The organism is Streptomyces sp. TAA486 (assembly GCF_000426165.1).
Window position 1 is genome coordinate 264,943 of the sequence record NZ_AUEV01000014.1, and the last position, 26,693, is coordinate 291,635.

Below are 26,693 nucleotides of genomic sequence, written 5' to 3' on the forward strand. Positions count from 1 at the left end.
GGAAGGAGCGGCATGGCAGAGCGCAGTGGTAGTGGCAGGCGGCGCCGGGTGGCCGTGGTCGGCAGTGGCGTGGCAGGACTGACAGCCGCCTACGTGCTCCAGCGGTCGGACTCGGTGTCCCTGTACGAGGCGGACGGCCGGCTCGGCGGGCACGCCCACACCCACGACGTGCCGTCGGCGAACGGCCGTCTCCAGCGCATCGACTCCGGCTTCATCGTGCACAACGAACGTACGTATCCGATGCTGCTGCGGCTCTTCCGCGAACTCGGCGTCCGTACGCAGCCGTCCGAGATGAGCATGTCCGTGCGGTGCGAGGGCTGCGGCCTGGAGTACGCGGGTGCCCGGGGTGCGCGCGGCGTCTTCGCACAGCCCCGCAGCCTCGCGCGGCTCCGCTTCCTGCGCATGGTCGCCGAGGTGCCGCGCTTCCACCGTCAGGCGCGGCGACTGCTGGAGGAGGACGACGGCGGGGCCGGCGCGGGCGACGAACGGGCCGCCCAAGGCGCTCTCACTCTGGGGGAGTTCCTCGCAGGGGGACGCTACTCCCCATATTTCGTCACGCACTTCATGACCCCGCTGGTCTCCGCCGTGTGGTCCTGTGACTCGACGACGGCGCTGCGCTACCCGGCCGCCTACCTGTTCCGCTTCCTGCAGCACCACGGCATGCTCAGCGTCAAGGGCTCGCCGCAGTGGCGGACGGTCGCCGGCGGCTCACGCGAATACGTCGAGCGGATCGCCAAGCAGCTGACGGCAGTTCACACCGCGACGCCCGTACGCACGGTGCGGCGCTTCGGCGACCGGGCCGAGATCGTCACGGAGGACGGGACGTCAGATGAGTACGACGCCGTCGTGCTGGCCACACATGCCGACACGGCGCTGCGGCTGCTCGACGAACCCACCGGCGCGGAGCGCGAAGTCCTCGGCGCCTTCCGCTACTCGCGCAACCCCACGCTGATGCACACGGACCGATCGGTGCTGCCACGGGCAGGGGCCGCCCGCGCCTCCTGGAACTACCTGATGCCCTCCTGCCGCACCGACGCCGCGTCCGTGCGCATCAGTTACGACATGAACCGGCTGCAGCGCCTCGACGCACCGGAGGACTATCTCGTCACGCTCGGCGGCGGGGACCGGGTGGACCCAGGCTCGGTGCTGGCCACGATGGTCTACGAACACCCCGTCTACACACCGGAGTCGGTCGCCGCCCAGCAGCGGCTGCCCGAACTCGCGTCCGCCGTCATCGCGTTCGCGGGTGCCTACCACGGCTGGGGCTTCCACGAGGACGGCTGCCGCTCGGGCGTCGACGCGGCCGCGGCCCTGGGGGTGCGATGGTGACGCCCGACACGGCTACCGCCCGGGCGGGAACAGGCCGACCGGCCCTGTACGACTGCCTCGTGACGCATGTACGGACCCGGCCGCTGCGCCACACCGTGCGGCACCGCACCTACATGTGGCTCGTCGACGTGGACCGCCTGCCGCGGCTGCCCCGCATGCTGCGCCCCCTGGCCCGCTTCGAGAGCCGCGACCACTTCGGCGGCACGGCGCCGACGATCCGCGCCGGCCTGGAACGCTTCCTCGCCGCCAGGGGCATGGACGCGCCCGCCGGGCAGGTGCTGATGCTCGCCAACGCCCGCGTCCTCGGTCACGTCTTCAACCCGCTGACGCTCTACTGGTGCCACGACCGCGACGGCGAACAGGTCTGCGTGGTCGCGGAGGTTCACAACACCTATGGCGAGCGGCACTGTTATCTGCTGCACACCGATGAAGCCGGATCGGCCACCACCGGCAAGGAGTTCTACGTCTCGCCGTTCTTCCCCGTCGACGGTGCCTACCGGATGCGGCTGCCCCGTCCCGGCAGCGCGCTGAGCCTGTCCGTGCGACTGGAGCGGGCCGGCGGACAGCCGTTCACCGCGACCCTGCGCGGACGGCGGCGCCCCGGTACGACCGCGGGCCTGCTGCGGGCCGCGCTCCGTCACCCCTGGCCCACCGCCGCCGTGACCGCCGCCATCAGGCTCCACGGCATCCGTCTGTGTCTGCGCGGCCTGCCCGTGCGCCCCCGTCCCCGTCACCGGATCCAGGAGGGTCTGGAGTGAGTCTGCACATGCCATCCGAGCACGGGCGCCGCACTTCGGTGGACCTCGTGCACTGGCCCGACGTGGCCCGCGCCCCACGCCGCGCGCCCATACGCACAGCCCTTGCCGCCCGCCTCGTGCGGCGCGCCCTGCGAAGCCTGCCACTGCGAGTACGCACCGAAGGCGGGGAGATCCTCGGCCGGGGCGGGCCGCTGCTCGAACTCCACGATTCCCAGGCGTTCTTCGCGAGGATCGGACGGTCCGGCCTGATCGGCTTCGGCGAGTCGTACATGGCGGGGGAGTGGGACGCACCCGACCTGGCCGGGGTGCTCACCGTCCTCGCCGAGAACGTCACCGCGCTCGTGCCGCGGCGCCTGCAGCGGCTGCGCGCCCTGTGGGCGGCGCGGCAGCCGGCGAGCGGACGCAACACCGAGGAGCACTCGCGCGAGAACATCCACCACCACTACGACCTGTCCAACGATCTCTTCGCCCTCTTTCTCGACGACACCCTCACCTACTCCTCGGCGCTCTTCGGCGGCATCCCCGCGGCGTGGCCCGACCTTGCGGCTGCCCAGCGGCGCAAGATCGACCAGCTCCTCGACATGGCCGAAGTGGGCCCCGGAACACGCCTGTTGGAGATCGGCACCGGTTGGGGCGAGCTGGCTCTGCGTGCCGCCGAGCGCGGCGCGCAGGTCGTCACTGCGACCCTCTCCGAGGAGCAGCTGAAGCTGGCGCGCGAGCGTGTACGGGCCGCCGGGCACGAGGAGCGTGTGACGCTGCTGCTGCGCGACTACCGGCAGCTGACCGGCACGTACGACGCGGTCGTCAGCGTCGAGATGATCGAAGCCGTCGGAGCGGAGTTCTGGGCGGGCTACTTCCGCTGCCTGGACCGGCTGCTGGGGCCCGCCGGCCGCGCCGTCCTGCAGGCCATCACGATGCCGCACGATCGGATGCTGGCCACCAGGAACACCTACACGTGGATCCAGAAGTACATATTCCCCGGCGGTCTGCTGCCCTCCCTCGACGCCATCGACCACACCACCCGCGAGGCCACCGCGCTGCGGGTGACCCGGCAGGAACTCTTCGGGCCGCACTACGCGGAGACGCTGCGCCTGTGGCGCGAACGCTTCACCGAACGCGCTCCCGAGGCGGCCGCGCTCGGTTTCGACGCGACCTTCCAGCGGATGTGGACCTTCTATCTCGCCTACTCCGAGGCGGGATTCCGCGCCGGATACCTGGACGTCGGGCAGCTGCTGCTGACCCGGCCGTCAGAGCCCGCCGCTCCCGGCGGGCCCGAGAAGGACAAGGAGAACCCCGCATGAACCCAGGCGGTGCCGCCCAGCGACTCTCGCCCCTACTGAAGGAGTTCGTCGGCAGCCCGCTCCCCGTGCGGCTGCGCGCCTGGGACGGCAGCGAGACGGACCCCGAGGACTCGGCCGAGGACGCGCCCCTGCTGGTGCTCCACTCCCGACGCGCGCTGCGCCGGCTGCTGTGGCAGCCCGGCGAACTCGGCCTGGCCGAGGCGTACATCACCAAGGACCTCGATGTCGAGGGCGATCTCGCCGAGGGGTTGCGCACCGTGTGGCGCACGGTGCGCGCCGGGGGCCTGCGCCCGACCCGTCCCACCTCGCGCGCCGCCGCCCACGCGTTCCGTGTGCTGCTGGGGCTGGGCGCCGTCGGACTGCGGCCGCCCGCGCCCGCCCTGCGGGCCCGTCAGTCCGGGCGGCTGCACAGCCGCGACCGTGACCGGGCGGCCGTGAGCCACCACTACGACTTCTCCAACGACTTCTACGCCCTGCTCCTCGACGAGTCGATGGCGTACTCCTGCGGCTACTGGCGCCGCCCCGACGACCCGGCCTACACCCTCAAGGACGCCCAGCACGACAAGCTCGAACTCGTCTGCCGCAAGCTCGATCTGCACCCCGGTGCGCGGTTCCTCGACATCGGCTGCGGATGGGGATCGCTGACACTGCACGCCGCGCGGCACTACAGGGCCCAGGTCACGGCCGTCACGCTGGCGCGGGAGCAGGCGGCGGCCGTCACCCGCCGGGTCCGCGACGAGGGGCTGGAGGACCTTGTCGACGTGCAGCTGCGGGACTACCGCGACATCGAGCCGGGCACCTACGACGCCGTCAGCTCCATCGAGATGGGCGAACACGTCGGCGACGCCGAGTACCCGGCGTTCGCCGCCTCGCTGCGCGAGCGGCTCCGGCCTCGCGGGCGGCTGCTCGTCCAGCAGATGTCGCGCGGCCGCAACGCGCCCGGCGGCGGCGCCTTCATCGAGACCTACATCGCCCCCGACATGCACATGCGCCCTCTCGGTCACACCGTCTCGCTGCTGGAGGGCGCGGGGCTGGAGGTGCGTGGCGTGGAGTCACTCCGCGAGGACTATGTCCGTACGATCGCGGCCTGGCGCCGCACCCTCGAGGAACGCAGGTCCGAGGTGACGGAACTGGTCGGTGAGGAAGCGGCGCGGGTGTGGCGCCTGTATCTGGCGGGCGGGATGCTCGCCTTCGAGGAGGGACGGATGGGCGTGGACCAGATCCTGGCCGTACGTCCCGACGCGGAGGGCCGCAGCGGAATGGCCGGCGGCGGCCGGTGAACGGCTACCCCTGGGGCGACTTCGCGGTCGGTCTCGCCGCGTGCGCCGGCGCCGCCCTCGCCGTCATGCTCGTGACCTTCGCCGTCGCCCTGGTCAAGGGCATGCACCGCATCGTCGACGTGGCGTGGGGGCTCGGCTTCACCGCCGTCGCCGCGGTCTCCTTCGCGCTGTCGGCCGGCCACGGCGACGACGGACGGCGTGTGCTCGTCACGCTGCTGACCGCCGTCTGGGGGCTGCGGCTCGCCGGGCACATCGCCCTGCGCGGCCGGGGGCACGGCGAGGACCCGCGCTACGAGCGCCTGCTGGCGCGGGCCCGCGGCAACCCGCGGCTGTACGCGCTGCGCACCGTGTACCTGTTGCAGGGCGCGCTGGTGTGGCTGGTCTCGCTGCCGGTACAGGCCGCCCAGTACGTGCCGGGGCCGGTCTCGGGTCCTCAGGCGGTTCTGGCGGCGGCCGCGGTGGCGGTCTGGCTGAGCGGCCTCTTCTTCGAGACCGTCGGGGACGCCCAACTCGCCCGCTTCAAGGCCGACCCCGATGCCCGCGACATCACGGGCGCCCGGATCATGGACCGCGGTCTGTGGCGGTACACACGGCACCCCAACTACTTCGGCGACTTCCTCGTGTGGTGGGGGCTGTACCTGACGGCGTGCGCGGACGCGGCCGTCGCAGCGGTGACGCTGGTCTCCCCGCTGGTGATGAGCCTGCTGCTGACCAAGGGCAGCGGAAAGCGGCTGCTGGAGCGGCAGTTGGCGGACCGGCCCGGCTACGCGGCGTACGCGGCCCGCACCAGTGGCTTCTTCCCCCTGCCGCCCAGGCGCGACGGGACGGGCTGACCCCGCGCGACGGGAACGGCCGGCCGGGACGGGGCGGGGCCCGGTGACCCCGGGCCCCGCCCGGCTATGCCCGGGGGAGCTTCATCAGGGCCAGCGGCCGGCTCGTCGGCTGCGGCGAACCGCCCGCCGGCTCGACGGTGACGCCCATCGCCGACGCCCGGCCGACCTTGCCCTCCATCAGCACGGCCTTGCTGCTGCCGTCCGCGGAGTCCATGAGCCCCGCCGAGCGCATCTTCTGGCCGTCGGCGAACCACAGTTGGTAGACCTTGCCGGTGGGAGGCGCGTCCAGCCCGGAGGCGAGGAAGGCCGCCCGGTCGCGGTCGCGGGAGACGACGACGGTGCCCGATGCCCCGCCCGGAAGTTCGCTGCGCCCGGTCGTCCGCGCGTCCGGCGCCGCCAGCACCCGTGCCAGTTCCTCCTGGCGCTGACGTGACTGCTCGGCCTGTTCGCGTGCGTCCTGTGCCGCCCCGTACTGCCACACCGCGACACCGCCCGACAAGGCTGCCACTGCCGCCAGGCATGCGGCCAGCGCGAAGCGTGGCAGGGAGCGCAGCCGCCCGCCGCTCCCGCCCGTGCGCCCGCCGGTGCCTTCCCGGGCCGGTGCGGGTCCATCGGCGGTCTTCGGCGGCTCCTGCCGCACACCGGCGATCTGCCGCAGCACACTCGCCCGCATCTGGGGAGGCGTGGTCTCGGAGACGGCCAGGCCCAGCCGGCCGGCCGTGGCCCGCAACTCGGCGACCTCCCGTTCGCAGGAAGGGCAGGCCGCCAGGTGGCGCTCGAACGTGTCGCGTTCCGTGGCGGGCAGTGCGTGCACGGCGTATGCGCCGGTCAGCGTGTGCAGTTCGGCCCCGCTCACGCCGTCGGCGGTCACGCTGTCGTCCGTCACGCCGTCACCCCCAGGCAGTCGCGCAGCCGGATCAGGCCGTCGCGCAGCCGGGTCTTCACGGTGCCGAGGGGCTGTGCGAGGAGTTCGGCGACCTCCCTGTACGTCAGCCCGCGGTAGTAGGCCAGGGTCACCGACTGGCGCTGGAGTTCGGTGAGGGTGCGCATGCAGCGGCGTACCTGCTCACGCTCGAGCCGGGCCTCGACCGCCTCGGTGACCTCGTCGAACGCGGGCGTGCGGTTCAGCATCGCCGCGCGCTGCTCGCGGTCCGCGGAGGCCTGTGCCGAACGCACCCGGTCCACGGCGCGACGGTGCGCGAACGTCAGCACCCATGACATCGCGCTGCCCTTCTCCGGACGGAAGTGCGCCGCGGTACGCCACACCTCCACGAGCACCTCCTGGGCGACCTCCTCGGACTGTGCCGGGTCGCGCAGCACGCTGCGGACGAGGCCGAGGACAGGGCCGGCGATGCGGTCGTAGACGTCGGCGAAGGCGTCCTGGTCCCCGCGGGCCACCTGGGAGAGCAGCTGGGCCAGATCGGGCGGGGCCGTGCCGCCCGTGTCCGCGATCTGCACGGTTTCCTTCACGCCACGGCACCTCCCCCCGATCGGCGGGCGCATGCGGGCGTGGCGGGCGGCGCCTGCCCGGCCCGCCCTCCGAGCCACGCGCATCCGTGCACGGAGCGCCGTGCGGTCAAGCCCATGTTTCCTCCCGGGAAGATCTCCTCACAGATGCTTCGTCGCGGATCTCCCGGCGGATTGGTGCCGTTTCCGCCGCGTGCACGGGCCACGCACGACCGCGCGCGGCCGGAGAGCTCCGGCCGCGCGCGGTCGTGCGGATACCGTACGGGAATCCACTGCAGGAAGACGCAGAATGCCTGGGAACGGGGCCCGCGCCGTGCCTGCGCTCAGCCCACGAAGTTCATGGTGTCGGGGTCCGGGCCGAGCCGGGAGTCCGAGTTGAGCTTGGCGATGTCCGCCATCTCCGACTCGTCGAGCTCGAAGCCGAAGACGTCGATGTTCTCCCGGATGCGGGACGGAGTCACCGACTTGGGGATCACCACGTTCCCCGACTGCAGATGCCACCGCAGTACGACCTGCGCGGGCGACTTGCCGTACTTGCCCGCCAGCGAGTTCAGGGTCGGGTCCTGAAGCAGGTCCTTGCCCTGCCCGAGCGGCGACCACGCCTCCGTCGCGATGTCGTGCTCGGCGTGGAAGGCGCGCGGTCCGCTCTGCTGGAGATGCGGGTGCAACTCGATCTGGTTGACGGCGGGCACGGTGCCGGTCTCCTCCAGGAGCCGCCGAAGGTGCGCCGGGTTGAAGTTGGAGACGCCCACGGCCTTGGCGCGGCCCTCCGAGTTGATCTTCTCGAACGCCTTCCACGTGTCGACGTACTTGTCCTTCTCCGGCACGGGCCAGTGGATGAGGTACAGGTCCACGTAGTCCAGTCGGAGCCTGTCCAGGGACGCGTCGAAGGCGCGCAGCGTGGAGTCGTAGCCCTGCTCGGCGTTCCACAGCTTCGTGGTGACGAAGAGCTCCTCACGCGGCACGCCCGAAGAGGCAAGGCCTTGGCCCGTTCCCCGCTCGTTCTCGTAGATGGCGGCCGTGTCGATGCTGCGGTAGCCCGCCTCGATGGCGGTGGTCACGGCGCTCGTCGCCTCGTCGTCCGGCACCTGCCAGACACCGAAGCCCAGCTGGGGCATGACGCTGCCGTTGTTGAGAGTGATGGTGGGAACGCTGCTCACGAACGATCGGTCCTCACATGTCGACGAACTGTTCCACTTCCGCCCCCGTCAACGATCACGGGTGCCGCGGACATTCCTGCCTCACCGGATCAAGCGCCGGTCAGAGACGGACGGCGGACGGTCCGCCGTGTGGCATTTCGCCGTGCGCCGCGTCGCGGCGCGCTCCCGTCACTGGTGGTACAGCGCCTCGATCTCCACGGCGTACGCGGTCTCGATCGCCTTCCGCTTCAGCTTCAGCGACGGGGTCACGTACCCCGCCTCCTCGGTGAACTGGGCCGCGAGTATCCGGAAGGTACGTATCGATTCGGCCTGCGAGACCTGGGTGTTGGCGGCGACGACGGCGCGCCGCACCTCCGTCTCCAGGTCCGGGTCGCGCACCAGCTCCGTCGGCTTCAGCTCCGGCTTCTCCCGCATCTGCAGCCAGTGCGTCACGGAGTCCGGGTCGAGGGTGACCAGGGCGGAGACGTACGGGCGGTCGTTGCCGACCACGATGCACTGCGCCACCAGCGGGTGTGCCCGCACCCGTTCCTCCAGAACTCCGGGCGAGACGCTCTTGCCACCCGAGGTGACGAGGATCTCCTTCTTGCGGCCGGTGATCGTGAGGTAGCCGTTGTCGTCCAGGGCGCCGAGGTCCCCGGTGGCCAGCCAGCCGTCGCGCAGGGCCTCGTCGGTGCCCTTGGGGTTGTTGAGGTAGCCCTGGAAGATCTGGTCGCCGTGCAGCCAGATCTCGCCGTCGTCGGCGATGTGCACCGTCGTGCCGGGCAGCGGGTGCCCGACGGTGCCGAACTTCGTGCGCTCGGGCGGGTTGAGCGTGGCGCCGGCGCTGGTCTCCGTCAGGCCGTAGCCCTCGTAGATGCGCATGCCGATGCCGTCGAAGAAGAGCCCGAGCCTCCGTTCCATCGCGCTGCCGCCGGAAATGGCGCCGCGGCACAGGCCGCCCATGGCCTCGCGCAGCTTGCTGTAGACGAGCGTGTCGAAGACCTGGTGCTTGAGACGCAGTGACGCGTTCGGGCCGGGGCCTGTGCGGAACGCCTTGTGCTCCATCGCCTCCGCGTAGCGAACCGACACCTCGACGGCCTTCTCGAACGGGCCGAGCTTGCCCTCCAGTTCGGCCTTCCGCCGGGAGGCCTGGAAGATCTTCTCGAACAGATACGGCACCGCGAGCATGAACGTCGGCTTGAACGTCTGCAGGTCGGGGAGCAGCGCGTCTGCCGCCATGACGGGCTGGTGACCCAGCCTCACCTTGGCGCGTATGCACACAAGCTGCACCATCCGCCCGAAAACGTGGGCAAGGGGGAGGAAGAGCAGCAGGGAGGGCGGTTCACTCGGCTTGTGGCTGAAGACGGGCGCGTACCTGCCCTGGATGGCTTCGGCGTCCGCGATGAAGTTCGCGTGAGTGAGGACACAGCCCTTCGGGCGGCCCGTCGTACCCGAGGTGTAGATGATCGTGGCCGTGGAGTCCGGCGTGACCGCGAGCCGGTGCCGGTGGACGATGTCGTCCTCCAAGTGGGCGCCGGCGGCCATGAGTTCCTTCTCCGCCTGGGCATCCAGCTGCCACAGCCGCTTGAGCTGCGGCAGCCGGTCGATGACGGAACCGACCGTCATCGCGTGGTCCTCGTGCTCGACGATCGCGGCCGTGACCTCGGAGTCGTGCATCATCCAGCAGACCTGCTCGGCGGAGGAGGTCGGGTAGATGGGCACCACATGCGCGCCGATGGACCACAGGGAGAAGTCGAGCAGCGTCCACTCGTAGCGCGTGCGGGCCATGATGGCGACCCGGTCACCGAAGCGGATGCCTTCCGCCAGCAGGCCCTTGGCCATGGCCATGACCTGGTCGCGGAACTCCGCGGCGGTGATGTCCTGCCACTCGCCGGCCGCATCCTTGCGGGACAGCGCGACCCGGTCCGGGTCTTCCGTGGCATGATCGAAAACGGTGTCAGCCAGCCCGCCAACCTGGGGTGTGGGCGCCAGAGCCGGGACGGTGAACTCGCGCAATGGGAATGCTCCTCGACGTGCAGTGCACAGCTGTGTAAGGCACAGCGCGCGGTGACCGTATCCGATGAAAAAGCTGGTGGGGAGAGGGCCCGAAGCCGGTCAACCCGTCATTTCGGGACGCATCGGATTGGTGTCGTCAGGTTGTTGCAGATCGTACGAGTTTTCTGCACCGAACCTCCCCGAGTAAAGCAGCTACGGGCCACGGGAGAGAATGGGTCCGGAAGACATTTAACGGCACGCCTCGTGGAACCCGGCCCCGTGTCCTGTTCCGCGACAGTCAACAGCACCGCACCGAGGGAGACATGCGCCGACCGGCACAACTGGCCGACCCGTACATCGCTCTGCTGCTGGGCACCGTCCTGCTCGCCGCGTTCCTGCCGGCGAGCGGGAGCATGGCCACCGGTCTCGGGTGGAGCACCAAGGCAGCCGTCGGACTGATCTTCTTCCTCTACGGAGCCCGCCTCTCCACGCGGGAAGCCTTCGAGGGCCTCCGGCACTGGCGGCTCCAAGTGCTCGTCCTTTTCTGCACCTTCGCTGCCTTCCCCCTGATCGGGCTGGCCACACGGGCGCTCGTCCCGTACGTGCTCACACCCGGGCTCCAGGCCGGGCTTCTCTTCCTGTGCCTGGTCCCTTCGACGGTCCAGTCGTCGATCGCCTTCACTTCAGTTGCGCGCGGCAACGTGCCCGCCGCGATCTGCGCGGGCACCTACTCCAGCCTCATCGGAATGGTGGCCACTCCGCTGCTCGCGGCCTGGTTCATCGGCGGTCACGTGGCGCTCGGTGCCGAAGGGCTCGTGGGAATCGTCTGTCAGCTGCTCGCGCCGTTCGTGGCCGGGCAGTTGCTGCGCCGGTGGATCGGCGGCTTCATCACGCGACACCGCCGCATCCTCGGCTTCGTCGACCGCGGATCGGTGCTGCTCGTGGTCTACACGGCCTTCAGCCAGGGCATGATCGAGGGGGTCTGGGGCCGGATCACGCCCATGCGACTGGTGGCGCTGCTCGGCGTCGAGGCCGCCCTGCTCGCGCTGATGCTGACGCTCACGTGGTACGGGGCGGGCCGGCTCGGCTTCACACGGGCCGACCGCCTCGTCACCGTCTTCGCCGGGTCCAACAAATCGCTCGCGGCCGGACTGCCCATGGCCAGCGTGCTGTTCGGAGCCCAGGCGAGCCTGGCCGTGCTGCCGCTGATGCTCTTCCACCAGATGCAACTCGTCGTCTGCGCCTTCCTCTCCCGGCGCTGGGCCAGGAAGGCGCCGGAGACACCCGTCACCGAGGGCAGCACCCGCGCCGTCGCGGCGGGGGGACCGCCGGCAACGGCGCGGGGTGTGCGGCGCGCGAACCGCTCAGCGTCAGCGGGGGGAGCCGACCCTCTCCAGCGGGAGATCCAGCACTGAGCGGCCCCCGGAGCTGACGCGCACCTCGTCCAGAGAGCCGGTGAAGTGCGCCCGGCTGTCCACCTTCTGCCCCAGGTGCACGCCGAAGGGGGACGTGACGCTCACCGAGCCCGGCACGTCGGGGGCGGACACGCGCTCGCTGTCGACGGTCAGCCGCAACTGGCCGTCCTCCCGGCGCAGTTCAGCTCGATGCCACCGTCCGTCGTTGTACGCGCTCGCGGTTGCCACCTGCGCCGTGGCGCTCGGCGCCGGGACCTGCCGTGCGGTGACCGCCGCCGTGATGCGTCCGCCTGCCGGATCGGCCATGAGCCGGACCTGCGGCTGCGCGTTTCCGACGCCGCCCATCCACAGCAGCGGCTGCTCGCCCGTGCCGGCGGTGTAGCGGAACCACAGTCGTGCCGCGAAGTCCCGTTCCTCCAGGGGCAGTCCACGACGCAGCGGCAGCCGCACGGCGTCGTCACGGCCGTCGAAGGCCAGGGCGTTCCCGTGGCGTCCGGTCACCTGCTGCGCACCGCCCAGCACCGCGGCGTCACCGGCGCGGGGAGCGTGGTCGGCCGTCACCGGGTCCGGGCCCCTGCGCGGGCCGAGCCAGTCCTCCGTGAAGCCCGCGAACCGGATCTCGTCACGGGCGTCGACCGGGCCGCCCTCGTAGAGCAGACCGATCCGGTCGCCGCCAGCCCGGACCATGTCGGAGTAGCCGGACCAGTCGGTGGTCACGGTGCGGCCGCGGTCCACGCCCTCCCAGGTCGCGCCCTCGTCATAGGAGGAGCGGATCGTCATCGTGCGGCGCCGGTCGGGGTCGGCGGGCGCGGAGAGCAGCAATCTGTCCGTGCCGCCGGGACTCAGCACCGATCCCTGGACCTGTGGCGTGTAGAGCCCGGGCAGGGCGCGGAACGAGGTGGTGAAGTACTCCCCGCCGCCCCGGGCGACCGCCGTCGACCGGTGCCCGAGATCGGTGCCCTCGGTCTCCCGGGCGCTCGCGAGGACCGAGCCGTCGCGGCGCTCGTGGAGACTCAGCTCCTGCGGCTTCTGCCGGAAGGCCCCCTCGTCCGAGTGCCGATGGCTGTCCCTCGCTCCGAGCCGCCAGTTGCGGCCGCCGTCGTCGCTGATCGCCAGCGCCGCGTGGTTGCGGGTGTTCCTCCCGTCGCGCCAGGTCTCGCCGTTGACGCCGAGGACGAGCCGGCCGGCGTGCGGTCCGTGGCGCAGCTGAAGACCGTGCCCGGGGCCCGTCGCGTACCAGGAGTTCCAGTCCGGCGGCCGGAGCTGTGCGCTCAGGTCACGCGGCGGCGACCAGCTCTCGCCGTCGTCGTCGCTGTACTGCATGTGCGGGGTGCGGTCGCACGGGGACTCGCAGCTCTTCCCGTCCGCACGGCCGGTGTTGAAGGTCTGGGCGAGCAGGATCCGCCCGGTGCGTCCGTCCACGAGGGGCTGCGGATTGCCGTGGGTGTCGCCGCCGCCCTCGCTGACCACACGCAGAGGGCCCCAGGTGCGGCCCCCGTCGGAGGACCGCCTGACGACGATGTCTATGTCACCGGCGTCGCCGCAGTCGCGCACCCTTCCCTCCGCGAAGGCCAGGAGCGTGCCTTTGACCGTCCGTACCACGGCGGGGATGCGGAAGCACTTGTAGCCCTGATCGGGCGCCGCCTTGAAGAGCACTTGCTGGGTGAAGGGCGGCTCGGTGCTGCCGGAGGACGCTTCCGCGCCCGCGGCGGGCCGGGGAACCGCCAGCAAGGAGGCGCACAGGGAGACGAGCAGTCCGGTTCTGAGGAACGCTCCGTGACGTAAGGCTGAGAGACCAGGACTCATGTACGCCCCTTCCGCGGCCCGCGCGGCACGGGCCGTGATCGGCGGTTCACGGGATGTCCGGATGCACTGGGGGTAACCATGCCCGGCCGTGCCCCGGGCTACGTCGGGACGAAAGTGAACAACGCGCGTACGGACGCGCCGAGGAGCGCACGTGGAGCCGGAGGCGTGTAGTCGAAGGGACCCGCGGGACACGGACGCGGACGCGGGCGCCCGCGGCGTTCGGTCACATGGCCCTCTGGATGGCTCTCGAGTGGGGGCTGCTGGTCCGGCGGGCCACGCGAGTCAGCGGATGCGTTTGCCGGTCTCGGCGCAGGAGTAGCCGCCGAGGTCCTCGACGCGGGCCCGGAAGTCCGGACTGTCGAGCAGGGCCCACAAGGGTGCGAACAGTTCCTGCGACATGTCGTCCGAGCGAAGCACCAAGTCGTAGGGTTCCTGCGCGACAGGCACGAAGTCGAGGCCGAACGCGCGGGCTGCGGCCAAGATGCCCAGGCCGGTGTCCGCACGGCCGGCCGACACCGCAGCGGCGACGGCGAGGTGAGTGTGTTCCTCGCGGTCGTAGCCGGGGATGGTGCCGGGGTCGATCTCACGCCGGGACAGTCCGTGGTCGAGCAAGGCACGGGTGCCGGCGCCGCGTTGACGGTTGACGTAGCGCACACCGGGCCGAGGCAGGTCGTCGATCCCCTTGAGGCCCAACGGATTCCCGGGGGCGACGATGAGCCCTTGGTCCCGGTGCACGAGCCGGATCACGGCGGCGTCGGCGCCGAGGAGCTTGTCGACGTAGGGCAGCGTGTACTCGCCGGTGGCGGGGTCGAGCAGATGTGAGCCGGCGAGGTGGCACAGCCCGTCGCGCAGGGCTACCAGTCCGCCGAGGGAACCGACGTTGGACGAGGCGAGTGTCACCAGGGGATCGGTGGCACGCAACGCCGAGGCGGCGAGGTCGAGTACGAGGTCGTGCGAGCCGATCGCGACGATGGTCCGGTCGATCTCGGCGAGCCCGCGCAGGAGTTCCACCCGGACTTCGGTTCCGCCGTGGTGTCCTTCGACACTCGCCGGGACGACGAGGAGGCCGTCGGCGCGCACGAGCGAGGTGAGCACGCCTGCGCCGCGGGGTAGCGGCGTCGCGACGATGTCGTCCTGCACACGGCCGAGCCGGACGCGGACCCAGTCGTCCATCCCGACCACCGACGGCAGCTTCCGGGCGAGCCGGGCTGTCGTCGAGGGCCGCTCGAAGGGCGCGGCGCCTTCGAGTTCGGCCAGCAGCGGCGCGGCGAAGATGTCGAAGGTGAGCGCCGCGGAGACGGGGTACCCGGGGATGCCGATCACCGGCTTGTCCGTGTCGCCCGTGACGGTCCCGAGAACCACGGGGTGCCCGGGACGCACGGCGACTCCATGCACGGCAACGCTTCCCGCTTCGGCGACGACCCGCGCGGTGTAGTCGTCGCGGCCCGCGCTCGATCCCGCGATGGTCATGACCAGGTCGGCTTCCTCCGCGGCTGCGCGCACGACGGCGCTGATGGCCGCCGGGTCGTCGACGACGATGTCGGTGACCCGGGCGTCGCAACCGGCCTCACGGGCCTGCGCGGCCAGCATCAAGGAGTTGGTGTCCGCGATCTCCCCGGGCCGCAGCTCGGTTCCGATGGGCCGGATTTCGTCGCCGGTAGGGATGATCACGACGAGCGGCGCCCGCCGGACGGACAGCTCGGTGAGGCCGGCCGCGGCGCAGGCGGCGACGTCGACCGGGCGCAGTCGGTGACCTTCGGGCAGCAGCAGTTCGGAGGCGCTGATGTCTTCGCCGATGGAGCGCACGTGCTGGTAGGGCGGCACCGCGGCGCGCAACTCGGCGCCGTCGGGAGTGCGGTGGACATGTTCACGCATGACCACCGCGTCATATGTGGGCGACAGCGGATCGCCGGTGTCGACGACTTCGAAGTCCGTCACGACCACCGGCGTGTTCTCGGAGGCACCCACCGTGTCGGCGGCGCGCACGGCGATGCCGTCCATCCCGGACGAGTCGAACGCCGGTGAGGACCGGCGGGCCCACACCGGTTCCGCGGTGACCCGGCCGACCGCAGCGCCGACGGGTACCCGGACCGCTTCGACCCGGGCCGGGCAGCCGGTGGCCGCCCGTGCCTCCCGCCAGGCGGCATGCGCCTGGGCGGCGGGTACGTCGGAGACGAACGGACTGTTCATGCGTACAGGGTTACATCGACGTCGAGGCCGTCGTCGAGCCCGGTGGCCGGTTCGGGGATGATCACGTACCCGTCCGCGCGGGTGTGGACCGACAGCAGGGCCGACGGCCCGAACAGCGGCTCCGCGACGCCGTCCCTGACTCGCACCTGGACCACGTCGAGTCGCCCGGTCGCCGAGGCCAGGTCTCGCGACAGCCGGGCCCTCGTGGTCGGGCGGGCCGGCGGGGTCTCGCAGCCGCTGAGCCGCCACAGCACGGGAATCCCGACCTGCCCGAACACCACCAGCGCGGACAAAGGGTTACCCGGCAGGCCGATCACCGGGATGCCGCCGCATTCGGCCAGCAGGGTCGGCTTCCCGGGCTTGATCGCGAGCCCGTGGCACCAGACGTCTCCGAGCGCGGCTACGGCTCCCATGGTCTCGTCCCGCGCACCGACCGAGGATCCGGCCGAGACGACCACCAGGTCCGCCTCGGGAAGCACAGCGGTCAGCTTGTCCTTCAGCGCGCCGGGCTCGTCCGAGACGATGCCGGCGACGACGGGTTCACCGGTGGCACCGAGTACGAGGCCCGCCAACGCCGACGCGGTGGCATCCCGGACCTGGCCCGCAGCCAGCGAAGCGGTCTCGGGCGGGACGACCTCGTCGCCGGTGGAGATGATCACGACCCGGGGCCGCGCGTGCACAGGCACTGACACCACTCCGGCGGCGGCCAGAAGCCCCAGGTCCGGTGCACGCAGCGGCCGTCCGGCCGGGACCAGCGGTGCGCCGGTGGCCACGTCGTCGTCGGCGCGCACGATTCCGCCGCCCGGCGCGACCGGCCGGGTGACCTCGATCGTGCCGGGCATGGTCTCAGCGGTGTACTCGACCATCACCACCGCGTCCGCTCCATCGGGCAGCGAACCGCCGGTCGGCATCGCCACGCATCCGCCCGGCCGCACGGACACCGTGGGCGCTGCGCCCATGTCGACCGCTCCGAGCAGGTCGAGATACGACGGCAGGCCGTCCGACGCGCCATACGTGTCTGCCGCCCGGACCGCGAAGCCGTCCACAGTGGACCGGGTGAAGCCGGGCAGGGAGTGCGGCGAGGGGACTTCGGCGGCGGGCACGCGGTGCAGCGCCGCCGACAAGGGCACACTTTCGATCGCGGTGCGGTGCGCCGGCTGGAAGCCGGCGAGTGCCTCAGCGACGGTGCGGGTGGTGAAGAACTCGCGTCCGCTCACCGGGGCGGCTGGTCCTTCGCCCCTTCGGGCCTCGGCTGCGGGCGCGCCACGGCACCGCCCTTGTCCAAGCCCAGCACTGACACCACCGGCCCGAGCGCGACTTGGCCGAGTCCACAGATAGACGTCTTCCGCATGGCCTCTTCCAGCTGCAGGATCTTCCCGCGCCCAGCATCGTCCAAAGCGGATCCGGAGTCGAGCACGCCGCGAAGCAACGTGTGCGCCTTCGTCGAACCGACACGGCACGGCACGCACTTGCCGCACGACTCGTTGCGGAAGAACCTCAGCACGTTCGTCGCCGCGGCCAGCAGGTCCGTGCCCTCGGCCAGCACCACAAGGGCGCCGGATCCGAGCATCGTGCCGGCCTCGGACAGGGTGCCGAAGTCCAGTCGCAGGTCGAGCCGGTCGGGGCTGATGAAGTTGGACGACGCCCCGCCGGGCTGGACCGCACCGACCGGTGCGCCGTCGAGCACACCACCGGCGGTGTCGATCAATTCCCGCACCGTCGTGCCCATCGGCACGCAGTACACGCCCGGGTTGCTCACGTGCCCGGAGACGGCGAAGAATTTCCAGCCGACAGACTCGCCGATGCCCTGCGAGCGCCACCACTCCGCGCCCCGTTGCAGGATCACCGGTACGTCGGCGAAGGTTTCCACGGAGTTGATGAGCGTCGGGCGGCCGTGCAGGCCGTAGTTGCCGGGGAACGGCGGCTTGTTGCGGGGTTCGCCGCGGTGGCCCTCCATGCACTCCAGCAGTGCCGTCTCCTCGCCGAGGATGTATCCGCCGGGGGAGACGAAGACGTCCAGTTCTAGAGTGCGCCCGCTGCCGCACGCGTCGGGCCCGACCACTCCGGCGTCCCGCAGCGCGGCGATCTCTTCGCGCAGGACGTGTTCCTCGGGTCCGTACTCGTGCCGGATGAATACCCAGCCCTGCTCGGCGCCGACCGCCACCATGCCCAGCAGCAGCCCTTCCAGCACCAGGTGCGGCTGGTCGGCGAGGATCTGCCGGTCCTTGAAGGTGCCAGGTTCGGACTCGTCGGCGTTGCAGATGGCGTACTTCACCGTGCCGGGTTCGGCCTCAGCGACCAGGCCCCACTTCTTCCCGGTCGGGAACCCGGCGCCGCCCATACCGCGCAGCCCGGAGTCGTTCAGCGTCGCCACGACCGACTCGGTGCTGATCTCGCCGGCCAGCACCGCGCGCAACGACCGGTAGCGGCCGGCCACTTCCGATCCGCTCGGGTACGGGTCGTTGGGCCAAGGTTCGTCGCGGCGCGACGCGGTCGCGTGCCCGACTCCGGCGCCGCGGGCGGCGGTGACCAGATCGTCCACCTCGGACACGGGGGCGGGGTGCTCGTTCACCGCGGCCGCAGGCGCGACGTCGCACCGTCCCAGACACGAGACCTGGGTCAGCTCGACATCGGTGTCCTCGCCGTACTGCTGCTTTATCTCCGCGATCCGGTCCGCACCCGAGCGCAGCCAGCACGACAGATCGTGGCACACACTGACCTGCACCGGCTTCGGCGGTGTGGTGCGGAAGTGCGGGTAGAAGGAGATCAGGCCCTCGATCTCGTACCGCGGCCGGCGGACCTCGCGGGCCAGTTCCTCCAGTTCCTCCCGAGGCAGCCAGCCCAGCCGGGCCTGGATCGCGTTCAGCGCCGGAATCAGCGACGGACCCGGGAACTTGCCCGCCCGCGCCTCTACACCGGGAACCCGTTCGGGACTCAAGGTCATTCCGCCACTCCTGCCGCTGAGACGGATTCAGTGCCCGCTGCATCCAGGGCCTCGACCTGGATCGCGCAGAACTTGAACTCGGGGATCTTGCCGAACGGGTCGGTCTCGTCGATGGTCAGCAGGTTCGCCGCCGCTTCCCGGAAATGGAACGGGATGAAGCAGTTCCCCAGTTGCTCGCGGTGGGAGATCCGGACCTGCAGTTCGATCACGCCGCGCCGCGATCGCACCTGGGCCAGCTCACCGTGGGCCAGGCCGCGGTCCGCGGCATCCTTCGGGTGCATGTACACCTCGGGGATCGGTGAGATCGAGTCCAGTGCGAACGACCGCCGTGTCATCGACCCCGTGTGCCAGTGCTCGAGCAATCGGCCGGTGTTGAGCACCAACGGGTATTCCGCGTCCGGGAGTTCCTTGGCGGGCAACCACTGCGCGGCGACGAGGTGCGCCAGTCCGTCGTCGGTGTTGAACCGCTCGTCGAACAGCACCACGGTGCCGTCGCTGTGCTCCGGGTCGTCGTTCGGGTACAGCTTCCCGGACAGACCGAGGTTGTCGTGGGCGAGGTTCTTGTACGAGGGCATCAGCGCGACCATCTCGTCGAAGATCTCGCTCGGTGAGCCGTAGTTCCAGTCCAGGCCGATCCGCTGGGCGATGTCCTGCACGATCTCCCAGTCGACCCGGGCCTGACCGGGCGGATCCATGACCTTGCGGCCCAGCTGCACGCGCCGGTCGGTGTTGGTGTAGCTGCCGTCCTTTTCCAGGTAGGACGAGGCGGGCAGGATCACGTCGGCGAATTCGGCGGTCTCGGTGAGGAAGATGTCCTGGACGACCAGGAAGTCCAGCGCCGCCAAGGCTTTTCGGACCTTGTTGATGTTCGGGTCGGACAGGAACGGGTTCTCCCCGAGCATGTACATCCCGCGTACGCCGTCGGGTTCGAGCACCGAACCGATGATCTCGGTGACGGTGAGGCCCCGGTTCGGATCGAGCGTCGTGCCCCATGCCTGCTCGAACCGTTCGCGGGTGCCGTCGAGGTCGACGCCCTGGTAGTCCGGGTAGAACATCGGGATCAGGCCGGCGTCGGACGCGCCTTGCACGTTGTTCTGACCGCGCAACGGATGCAGACCGGTGCCGGGCCGGCCGACGTTGCCGGTGATCGAGCAGAGCGCGATCAGACAGCGGGCGTTGTCGGTGCCGGTGGTGTGCTGGGAGATCCCCATACCCCAGTAGATGACGCCGGCGCCGGCTTCGCCCCACTCGCGGGCGACGGCGCGTATCAGGTCCGCGTCCACGCCGGTGATCTGGGCAGCGCGCTCCGGCGGGTAGTCGGCGACCGTGCGGGCCAACTCGTCGTAGTTGGACACGCGCTCGGCGATGAACTCCCTGTCGATCAGGCCGAGCCGGATCACCTCGTGCATGATCGAGTTGTAGAACGCCACGTCCGTGCCGGGCTTGACCTGGCAGTGGTAGTCGGAGTGTTCGGCGACCGTGCTGGCCCTTGGGTCGACATAGACGATCTTGGTGCCGCGGCGGCGGGCCTGTTTGAAGAACGAGCTGGCGACAGGATGGTTCGCCGTCGGGTTGGAGCCCGTGATGATCACGATGTCCGCGTTGGCCACGTCGCCGTAGGTCGTGGACACCGCGCCGGAGCCGACGCCCTCGAACAGCGCGGCGACCGAGGAAGCGTGGCACAGCCGCGTGCAGTGGTCGATGTTGTTCGTCCTGAATCCGGCACGGATCAGCTTCTGGAAGAGGTACGCCTCCTCGTTGGAGCACTTCGCCGAGCCGAACCCGGCGAGCGCGCCCGGACCGCCGCTCGCGTGGATCTCCTTGAGTCGCCGCGCGACGAGGTCGAGCGCCTCCTCCCACGTGGCTTCCCGGAAGTGCGGCAGAACCTCCTCGTAGTCGACGAAGCCACCGGGCTTGCGCCGGCCGTCGCGGCCGCGCTTCTGCTTCCGGCCGCCACCGCTGCGGTTCCCGCCACCTCCGGAGCGCCCGCGGTCGTTGTCGGCGTCACCGCGCACGTCGGCGGACAGCGGGCCCTTCGGGTACGACGAGTCGACGCGGATGAGCGGCACGGTGAGCCGCTGCGGCGAGGCGGCGTAGTCCCAGCCGTAGCGCCCCTTGACGCACAGCCGGCTCTTCGAGCCCGGCTGGTCGCGGCCTTCGGCGAAGGAGATGCCGCCGCGGTCGCGGTCGACGTAGTAGGTCAGCGCGCAGCCGACGCCGCAGTAGGGGCAGACGCTGTCGACGGCGTCCAACTGCTCGCGGGGCTGGATCGGGATGAGGTTGATCGCCTTGTTGGTCAGCGCGCCCGTGGGGCACGCCTGCACGCACTCGCCGCAGGTGACACAGGAGCTGGAGCCCATGGGGTCGTCGAGATCGAACGCGATCTTCGTGGAGTAGCCCTTGCCGGAGCGGCCGATCACGTCGTTGCCCTGGATATCGTCGCAGGCCCGGACGCACCGGTCGCACAGGATGCAGGCGTCGTGGTCGACGCTGATGACCGGGTTGGACGTGTCCTTGCCGCGGCCGGATCCGCACGGCAGGTCGGTGGTCTCCTTGGCGAGGTCGAAGCCGTCGGCCAGGGCCAGCAACAGGTTGTCGCCGGTGGTGGTCTGCTTCGGGTCCTCGTCGCGGGCCGGCTGGTCCGACAGCAGCAACTCGGTCAAGGTGGCGCGGCTGCGTTCCACCTCCGGCGTGCTGGTTTTGACCTCCATGCCGTCCTCGCACGGGCGCACGCACGCGGCGGCGAACGCGCGGCCGCCGGTGTCGACAACGCACATGCGGCAGACGCCGACCGGGTCGTAGCGCTCGTTGTGGCACAACACGGGAATGTCGACGCCGACCTGCTGCGCCGCGGTGTAGATGCTCGTCCCCTCGGGCACCGTCACGGAGTTGCCGTCGATCGTCGTGGTGACCGTGCGCACAGCGGTGTCCGGCTCGTCGACTACCGTCATCACTGACCTCCGTCACAAGCGAGCGTATGTTGTATACAAAAAGGCTGTATACAACATACCCCATACAGCTAGTGGTCGAAAAGAAGATCGGGAAGGTCGCTCGCGCGTACCCGCCCCTCCTCGTCGAGCCCACGAGTCACGTAATAACTGTCGACCATGGCCTGCAGTTGCTGGGCGGTCAACGTCGCGGTGCGGCCGGACGGCATCGGCAAAGGCGTTTCCAGCATGCGGGCCGGCAGGGTGTCGTCCGCCGCAGTGGCGCCTTCGCGCTGGTTGAACGCCCGCTTGGCACGCACGATCCGCGCGGCCGTGCCGCGCAGCTCGTCTGCGTCCACCGCCCATCCGGTCACCAGCGACAACAGCGTTGCCCATTCGGTGAACGGGTCCTCGAAGACGCCTCGCAGGAACTTGCACAGGATCATCGAGTCCATCACCGCGGCCCGATCCTCCGTCCCGACGGCCGCACTCACGTGGGCCTCGCCGCCACGGAACCGGTTCACCTCGCCGGAGAGGTCGGCTTCGTAGGCACCGGAGCGGTTGTGGTCGGCGCCGCGCGAGTTCACCGCCAGGCCCAGCGCCATCGACTGGAGACTGCGAGGCTCGTAACCCGGCATCTCCAGGCCTTTTACTTGCGGGGCGAAGTCGATCGAGCCCTGGCCGACGATCCCGGCTGCCCGCCATGACCCCTGGGCCAGCAGCTCCCCGAGGCCCGGCGAGCGGGCGCCTATCGCCTCGAGCGCCCGCAGCAGCACGCTACCGTCGCCGAACTTCAGCCAGGGCTCGTCGATCAGGCCGCGTTCGACGCACTCCATGGCCCACGCGATGGTGCCGCCGGCCGAGATCGTGTCCAGACCCAGTTCGTCGCACTTCGCGCTGGCGGCGAACACATCGTCGGGGTCCGAGACGCCGCACAGCGGGCCGAGCGCGAACACGTTCTCGTACTCCATGCGCTGGCTGCCGCCGCCTTTGCGGGAGTAGATGTGCTCGCACCCGATCGAGCAGGATGCGCAGCTGTTGCGCGCCACGCCGCGCATCTCGTGCAACTCCTCCGCGGCCAGCCTCGGCGCGCCTTCGAAGCTGGCCGCGGTGAAGTTGCGGGTCGGCAGCGTGCTGACCGCGTTGAAGGCCAGCAGGTTCGCCAACGTGCCCAGTTCCCGGTACTTGGCCGTGGCGGGGCCGAAACTGCGCCGGCGCAGGTCCTTGGACGCGGCCAGCACCCCGGCCTGGTCCGCGACGCCCACCTTGGTCGTGGCCCGGACCAGGACGGCCTTGATGTTCTTGGCGCCCAGCACTGCCCCGAGGCCACCGCGTCCAGCGTGCCGGCCATCGTGGCTGACCGTCGCGTAGCGGACCTGGCGCTCACCGGCCGGCCCGATCGCCGCGGTACGCCAGCCGCGTCCGAATCGCTGCCGGGCCTGGGTCTCAGCCTCGGCTGCGGGCAATCCAGCCAGTTCCGGTGCCGGTTCGAGTCGCACTCCGTCACCGTCGATGAGCAGCACCGACAACTGCGCGGCGCGACCGCGGACGACGAGGGCGTCGTGGCCGGTCAGCTTGCCGGCAATGGCGAACTGGCTCGACGCCAGCGCGTCGGTCAGCAACCCGGTCAACGGGGACTTGGCCACCACGGCGAACTTCGCGCTGGTGGTCAGCGGCGTTCCGACCAAGGAAGAGAACACGAACGCCAACGGTGCTTCTGGCGCCAGCGGATCGACCCGCGGCGGCGCGAACCGGTGCAGCAGCCACGTGCCCAGCCCGGCGCCGCCGAGGTAAGCGCGCAACACCTGCTCGTCCAGCTCGCACACCGCGGCCGTGGCCGCGTCGTCGCCGACGTCGACGATCAGTGCCCGCCCGAAGAAGCCACCTGGTGCCATACCACGACTCTAGGCCCATCCGAGCGGTTGCGACACGATCAGCCGCCGGCGTCCGCAGACAGGAACGCCACCGAATCACCCGCCACGAGGGGCAACAACGGATCACGCGTGACCTGATCACCGTTCACCGCGGCGACCACATGCCGGTCCAGCGTCAGCCCGGCCAACTCGGCGGCCTCTCCCAACGTCGCAGCCCGGCCGTTGCGCGGTCGATGCCCGGCACTACGGGCCAGCGCGCCGAATCGCTCGATCGTGACATCGGGCGCCGGGCGGCTCCTCGCCTCGGCGTAGTCCTCCGGCGTGTTGACGTTGACCACCGATTCCAACTCGGGGTCGAGACGGGCCAGAGCGGTGTCCGCCAGCAGTTCCGCGTCGTCGAGTTGGGCGACCTCGCAGTGCTTGAACAGCATCCCGGGTCGCAGGTCGCCCTCCCCGATGAGTTTCGTGAGAAGACCCGACAGCGAGGTCCGGTATCCCGCCGCCAGGGGCTGCCGGAACCCCCGTGCCACCGGCAACACCATGTCCGCGCCGGTCTCATCCGCGCCCCGCAGCACACGCCGCACGAACGCCGGATGCAGAAACGGCGCATCCGTGGAGCACGCGAAGGCAACCTCTGCCCGCCCGGTCAGCGCCGCCAGACCCGCCGCGATGCCTTGCATCGGCCCGAGGCCTTCGACCGGATCTTCGACCACTTCGGCCCCTGCCGGCAGGCCCGGCAAGACTTGACCGGGCGCGGCGACCACCAACAGCGGACCGTCGATCACGCGGCCCAGCAGCGCGCACGTCCGATACAGCAATGTGGAACCGTGCCACTCCAATCCGGCCTTCGGCTCGCCCATCCGCGATGAACGCCCGCCCGCCAGAACGACACCCGCTTCGGTCTGCATCCCGTGAAGGGTAGTCGCGATACACAAATCACGGTGAGAGGGGACGGGCCGCGCAGTCCGACGTCCCCGATCGTGCGTACGCGCGAATCACGGTGGGCTGGGTCCTAGTAGGTGACGTACGGCTTACACCTGGTCCGGGGTCTTGATCCCTCTCTGAGACGGTGCTGCAGAGCCCGCTTGCCAGATGGATCTCTAGGGGGTGACCAGGGTGATCTCGGTGGCCTTGACGCTGGTCCATACGGCTGTGCCGTCCGCGAGTTGGAGTTCGCTGGCGGCCTGCGGGGTGATCTCTGCGACGAGGTCGGGGACTTCGTCGGACACGATGACGACGCGGAGGCGGCTGCCTGCGGCGGTGATCTCGCGGACCGTTCCGGGCCAGTTGTTGCGTGGGCTGCCGGCGGGACGTTCGCGGTGGAGGGAGACGGCTTCGGGGGTGATGATCGCCAGCGCGTCCGTCCCTTCCGTCGGGGGGTCGGCGACGACGAGGGTGCCTCCGCCGGTGAGGGAGAGTGTGGCGTCCGAACTGGCGGTGCCGGGCCAGGCGTTGCGGCCGAGCATGCGGGCCACCCATGGGGAGCGGGGGTGCCGGGAGACCTCGCCGGGTGTGTCGTACTGAAGGGTCCGGCCGTCGTCGAGGACGAGCACGCGGTCGCCGAGCGAAATGGCTTCGACGGGGTCATGGGTGACCAACAGGCAGACACCGCCGAAGTCTTCGAGATGCGTGCGCAGTGTGTGGCGGACCTGAGCGCGGGTGGTCTGGTCGAGTGCGGCGAGGGGCTCGTCGAGGAGCAGCAGTCGCGGACGGGCGGCCAACGCCCTTGCCAGGGCGACGCGTTGGGCCTGGCCGCCGGAGAGCTGAGACGGTTTGCGCCGGGCGAGGCGGCCCACGCCGAGCCGGTCCAGCCAGTCCTGCGCTGTGCGTCGCGCCTCGGCCCGGCCCACGCCCTGAGTGCGCAGCCCGTAGGCGGTGTTGGCGAGCGCGGTGAGGTGCGGGAAGAGGGCCCCGTCCTGTGGCACCCAGGCCACGCCGCGGTGGTGCGGTGGCAGGTTCGTGACGTCCGCGTCGCCGAGGCGCAGTTGGGCGTGGGCCCGTGGGGTGAGTCCGAGGAGCGCGCGCAGGAGCGTGGTCTTGCCGGCGCCGTTGGGTCCGACGACGGCGACGGTGGTGCCGGCCGGTGCATCGAGGGTGATGTCGTTGAAGCCGGTGACCTCCGCGTGGAGTGGGCACTGCTGCTGCGAGGTCGAGGGCTCCGCCGCGGTGGCGACCGGTGCGTCGGTAGCGTCTTCTGTCAGCTTCTCGTTCTCATCCGCCCGCCGGCCGTTCGCGTTCACGCGCCGGGCTGCGGTGGCGCCGGTCCAGCGGCCGCGAAGGGCGACGAGGACGGCCATGGCGACGGCGAGCAGCAGCAGGGAAACGGAGGTGGCGGCCTCCGGCTGCTCCTGGAGGAGCAGGTAGACGTCCAGCGGGAGAGTCTGGGTAGTCCCGGGAAGGTTGCCGGCGAAGGTGATGGTGGCGCCGAATTCGCCGAGCGCCCGGGCCCAGGTGAGGGCGGCCCCCGCGGCCAGTCCGGGGGCGACGAGGGGCAGGGTGACGGTGAAGAACACCCGCACCGGGGACGCCCCGAGAGAGGCCGCGGTCTCCTCGTAGATCGGCCGGAGCCCGGCGAGGGTGCCTTCGAGGCTGATGATCAGGAACGGCATCGCGACGAACGTCGCGGCGACGACGGCACCCGAGGTGTGGAAGGGCAGGACGATGCCCAGGTCGTTCTCCAGCCACGGTCCGAGGAGGCCCCGCCGCCCGAATCCGAGCAGCAGCGCGACACCGCCGACGGTCGGTGGCAGCACCATCGGCAGCAGCACCAGCGAGCGAACCAGCGCCTTGCCGGGGAAGCGGACACGGGCCAGCAGCCAGGCCAGCGGCACGCCCAGGACGAGGGACAGCCCGAGCGCGCAGAAGGACACCAGCAGCGACAGCCGCAGCGCCTCGGTGACCTCGGGGTCGGTCAGATGCGAGCCGAGCTGGTGCCACTCGGTCCGGGCCAGGATGCCGATCAGCGGCAGCAGCAGGAACGCGATCGCCAGCAACGCCGGCACCGCGAGGGCGGCAGGGGTGCGCGTTCCGGGTGCGCGGGTGCGAGGGCGACTCATCGGCGGTTCCAGGGTCGGGGGCTGAAGCTGGCGAGTGCGGATGGTGAGGAGCTGTCCGCGCTTTCGCCGGACAGCTCTTCCTGGAGCGCAGAGGATTACGGCTTCTGGAAGCCGGCGTCGCGTAGGAGCTTCTGCGCCTCCGGAGTGCTGAGCCACTTCACGAAGGCGTTGGCCGCCTTCGAGTTCTTCGACGACTTCAGGGCGGCGGCCGGGTAGGAGGCGACGGCGTTCTCGTCGTCGGGAATCCTGATGGCGGCGACCTTGCCGGGAGCGGTCGCGGCGTCGGTCCTGTAGACGATGCCCGCGTCCGCTTCGCCGAGTTCGACCTTGCTCAGTACGGCCCGGACGTTGGCTTCCTGGGAGACGGGCTTCAAGCCGA

Annotated in this window: 19 protein-coding genes; 6 read left to right on the forward strand and 13 right to left on the reverse strand. The window is 70.7% G+C overall.

Translation table 11 applies throughout. From position 1 onward, the window contains the following. Nucleotides 1-12 precede the first annotated feature (12 nt). From I004_RS0120055 to I004_RS0120075, 5 genes are read left to right on the forward strand one after another with little or no spacing between them, the layout of a single operon-like run. A complete protein-coding gene (locus tag I004_RS0120055; RefSeq protein WP_037976948.1) occupies nucleotides 13-1,329 on the forward strand; it encodes an FAD-dependent oxidoreductase in 1,317 nt (438 codons plus the stop codon). Next, nucleotides 1,323-2,087: a DUF1365 domain-containing protein gene (locus tag I004_RS0120060; protein WP_051345227.1), complete on the forward strand. Its 765-nt coding sequence runs from the start codon at nucleotides 1,323-1,325 to the stop codon at nucleotides 2,085-2,087. Before I004_RS0120055 ends, I004_RS0120060 begins: the two co-directional genes overlap by 7 nt. A gap of 8 nt (nucleotides 2,088-2,095) precedes the next feature. Continuing rightward, a complete protein-coding gene (locus I004_RS0120065) occupies nucleotides 2,096-3,388 on the forward strand; it encodes an SAM-dependent methyltransferase (RefSeq protein ID WP_028436971.1) in 1,293 nt (430 codons plus the stop codon). Next, the gene (locus I004_RS0120070) at nucleotides 3,385-4,668 is read left to right on the forward strand and encodes an SAM-dependent methyltransferase (protein ID WP_028436972.1); all 1,284 of its coding nucleotides are present in this window, start codon (nucleotides 3,385-3,387) and stop codon (nucleotides 4,666-4,668) included. Before I004_RS0120065 ends, I004_RS0120070 begins: the two co-directional genes overlap by 4 nt. After that, nucleotides 4,665-5,501: a DUF1295 domain-containing protein gene (locus tag I004_RS0120075; RefSeq protein WP_028436973.1), complete on the forward strand. Its 837-nt coding sequence runs from the start codon at nucleotides 4,665-4,667 to the stop codon at nucleotides 5,499-5,501. The genes I004_RS0120070 and I004_RS0120075 overlap by 4 nt, the downstream gene beginning before the upstream one ends. Before the next feature lie 64 nt (nucleotides 5,502-5,565). On the opposite strand, the gene I004_RS0120080 is transcribed toward I004_RS0120075, so the two are convergent. The 4 genes from I004_RS0120080 to I004_RS0120095 form a co-directional block, all read right to left on the reverse strand. Next, nucleotides 5,566-6,357 carry an anti-sigma factor gene (locus I004_RS0120080; protein ID WP_028436974.1) on the reverse strand — a complete coding sequence of 264 codons (792 nt, stop codon included), beginning with the start codon at nucleotides 6,355-6,357 and terminating at the stop codon, nucleotides 5,566-5,568. Between the two features lie 26 nt (nucleotides 6,358-6,383). Further along, entirely contained in the window at nucleotides 6,384-6,971 is a 588-nt protein-coding gene (locus I004_RS0120085; RefSeq protein ID WP_028436975.1) for a sigma-70 family RNA polymerase sigma factor, read from the reverse strand. Nucleotides 6,972-7,291: 320 nt separating this feature from the next. Beyond that, entirely contained in the window at nucleotides 7,292-8,128 is an 837-nt protein-coding gene (locus tag I004_RS0120090; protein ID WP_028436976.1) for an aldo/keto reductase, read from the reverse strand. A gap of 168 nt (nucleotides 8,129-8,296) precedes the next feature. Further along, complete coding sequence (locus I004_RS0120095) at nucleotides 8,297-10,123, reverse strand: AMP-dependent synthetase/ligase (RefSeq protein WP_028436977.1); 1,827 nt, start codon at nucleotides 10,121-10,123, stop codon at nucleotides 8,297-8,299. Between the two features lie 302 nt (nucleotides 10,124-10,425). On the opposite strand from I004_RS0120095, the gene I004_RS35000 reads away from it, so the two are divergent. After that, the gene (locus tag I004_RS35000; RefSeq protein WP_078511484.1) at nucleotides 10,426-11,517 is read left to right on the forward strand and encodes a bile acid:sodium symporter family protein; all 1,092 of its coding nucleotides are present in this window, start codon (nucleotides 10,426-10,428) and stop codon (nucleotides 11,515-11,517) included. On the opposite strand, the gene I004_RS35005 is transcribed toward I004_RS35000, so the two are convergent. The 9 genes from I004_RS35005 to modA all read right to left on the reverse strand — a co-directional run. Continuing rightward, nucleotides 11,473-13,323, reverse strand: coding sequence for an exo-alpha-sialidase (locus I004_RS35005; protein WP_078511486.1), 1,851 nt, complete (start codon nucleotides 13,321-13,323; stop codon nucleotides 11,473-11,475). The genes I004_RS35000 and I004_RS35005 overlap by 45 nt on opposite strands. Nucleotides 13,324-13,605: 282 nt before the next feature. Continuing rightward, nucleotides 13,606-15,513: a molybdopterin biosynthesis protein gene (locus I004_RS0120110; RefSeq protein ID WP_028436978.1), complete on the reverse strand. Its 1,908-nt coding sequence runs from the start codon at nucleotides 15,511-15,513 to the stop codon at nucleotides 13,606-13,608. Further along, nucleotides 15,510-16,730 (reverse strand): molybdopterin molybdotransferase MoeA, encoded by a 1,221-nt coding sequence (locus tag I004_RS0120115; protein WP_028436979.1) that lies wholly within the window; start codon nucleotides 16,728-16,730, stop codon nucleotides 15,510-15,512. The genes I004_RS0120110 and I004_RS0120115 overlap by 4 nt, the downstream gene beginning before the upstream one ends. Continuing rightward, nucleotides 16,727-18,457, reverse strand: a complete 1,731-nt coding sequence (locus tag I004_RS0120120) for an NAD(P)H-dependent oxidoreductase subunit E (protein WP_028436980.1) — start codon at nucleotides 18,455-18,457, stop codon at nucleotides 16,727-16,729. Before I004_RS0120120 ends, I004_RS0120115 begins: the two co-directional genes overlap by 4 nt. Continuing rightward, a complete protein-coding gene (gene fdhF / locus I004_RS35010; RefSeq protein WP_051345229.1) occupies nucleotides 18,454-21,408 on the reverse strand; it encodes a formate dehydrogenase subunit alpha in 2,955 nt (984 codons plus the stop codon). The genes I004_RS0120120 and fdhF overlap by 4 nt, the downstream gene beginning before the upstream one ends. A gap of 68 nt (nucleotides 21,409-21,476) precedes the next feature. Beyond that, entirely contained in the window at nucleotides 21,477-23,279 is a 1,803-nt protein-coding gene (locus I004_RS35015; protein WP_051345230.1) for an aldehyde ferredoxin oxidoreductase family protein, read from the reverse strand. Between the two features lie 38 nt (nucleotides 23,280-23,317). After that, nucleotides 23,318-24,166 carry an NTP transferase domain-containing protein gene (locus I004_RS35020; protein WP_051345231.1) on the reverse strand — a complete coding sequence of 283 codons (849 nt, stop codon included), beginning with the start codon at nucleotides 24,164-24,166 and terminating at the stop codon, nucleotides 23,318-23,320. Nucleotides 24,167-24,358: 192 nt separating this feature from the next. Beyond that, complete coding sequence (locus I004_RS0120140; protein WP_028436982.1) at nucleotides 24,359-26,314, reverse strand: ABC transporter permease; 1,956 nt, start codon at nucleotides 26,312-26,314, stop codon at nucleotides 24,359-24,361. Between the two features lie 95 nt (nucleotides 26,315-26,409). Then, nucleotides 26,410-26,693 (reverse strand): molybdate ABC transporter substrate-binding protein (gene modA / locus I004_RS0120145; RefSeq protein ID WP_028436983.1); only part of this gene is annotated, 284 nt, incomplete at its 5' end.

Excerpts from the sequence above, each read along its gene's own strand:
- I004_RS0120055 (WP_037976948.1), top strand. The coding sequence starts at position 13 with ATGGCAGAGCGCAGTGGTAGTGGCAGGCGGCGCCGGGTGGCCGTGGTC.
- I004_RS0120060 (WP_051345227.1), top strand. The coding sequence starts at position 1,323 with ATGGTGACGCCCGACACGGCTACCGCCCGGGCGGGAACAGGCCGACCG.
- I004_RS0120065 (WP_028436971.1), top strand. The coding sequence starts at position 2,096 with ATGCCATCCGAGCACGGGCGCCGCACTTCGGTGGACCTCGTGCACTGG.
- I004_RS0120070 (WP_028436972.1), top strand. The coding sequence starts at position 3,385 with ATGAACCCAGGCGGTGCCGCCCAGCGACTCTCGCCCCTACTGAAGGAG.
- I004_RS35000 (WP_078511484.1), top strand. The coding sequence starts at position 10,426 with ATGCGCCGACCGGCACAACTGGCCGACCCGTACATCGCTCTGCTGCTG.
- I004_RS35005 (WP_078511486.1), bottom strand. The coding sequence starts at position 13,323 with ATGAGTCCTGGTCTCTCAGCCTTACGTCACGGAGCGTTCCTCAGAACC.
- I004_RS0120110 (WP_028436978.1), bottom strand. The coding sequence starts at position 15,513 with ATGAACAGTCCGTTCGTCTCCGACGTACCCGCCGCCCAGGCGCATGCC.
- I004_RS0120120 (WP_028436980.1), bottom strand. The coding sequence starts at position 18,457 with ATGACCTTGAGTCCCGAACGGGTTCCCGGTGTAGAGGCGCGGGCGGGC.
- fdhF (WP_051345229.1), bottom strand. The coding sequence starts at position 21,408 with ATGACGGTAGTCGACGAGCCGGACACCGCTGTGCGCACGGTCACCACG.
- I004_RS35015 (WP_051345230.1), bottom strand. The coding sequence starts at position 23,279 with ATGGCACCAGGTGGCTTCTTCGGGCGGGCACTGATCGTCGACGTCGGC.
- I004_RS35020 (WP_051345231.1), bottom strand. The coding sequence starts at position 24,166 with ATGCAGACCGAAGCGGGTGTCGTTCTGGCGGGCGGGCGTTCATCGCGG.
- I004_RS0120140 (WP_028436982.1), bottom strand. The coding sequence starts at position 26,314 with ATGAGTCGCCCTCGCACCCGCGCACCCGGAACGCGCACCCCTGCCGCC.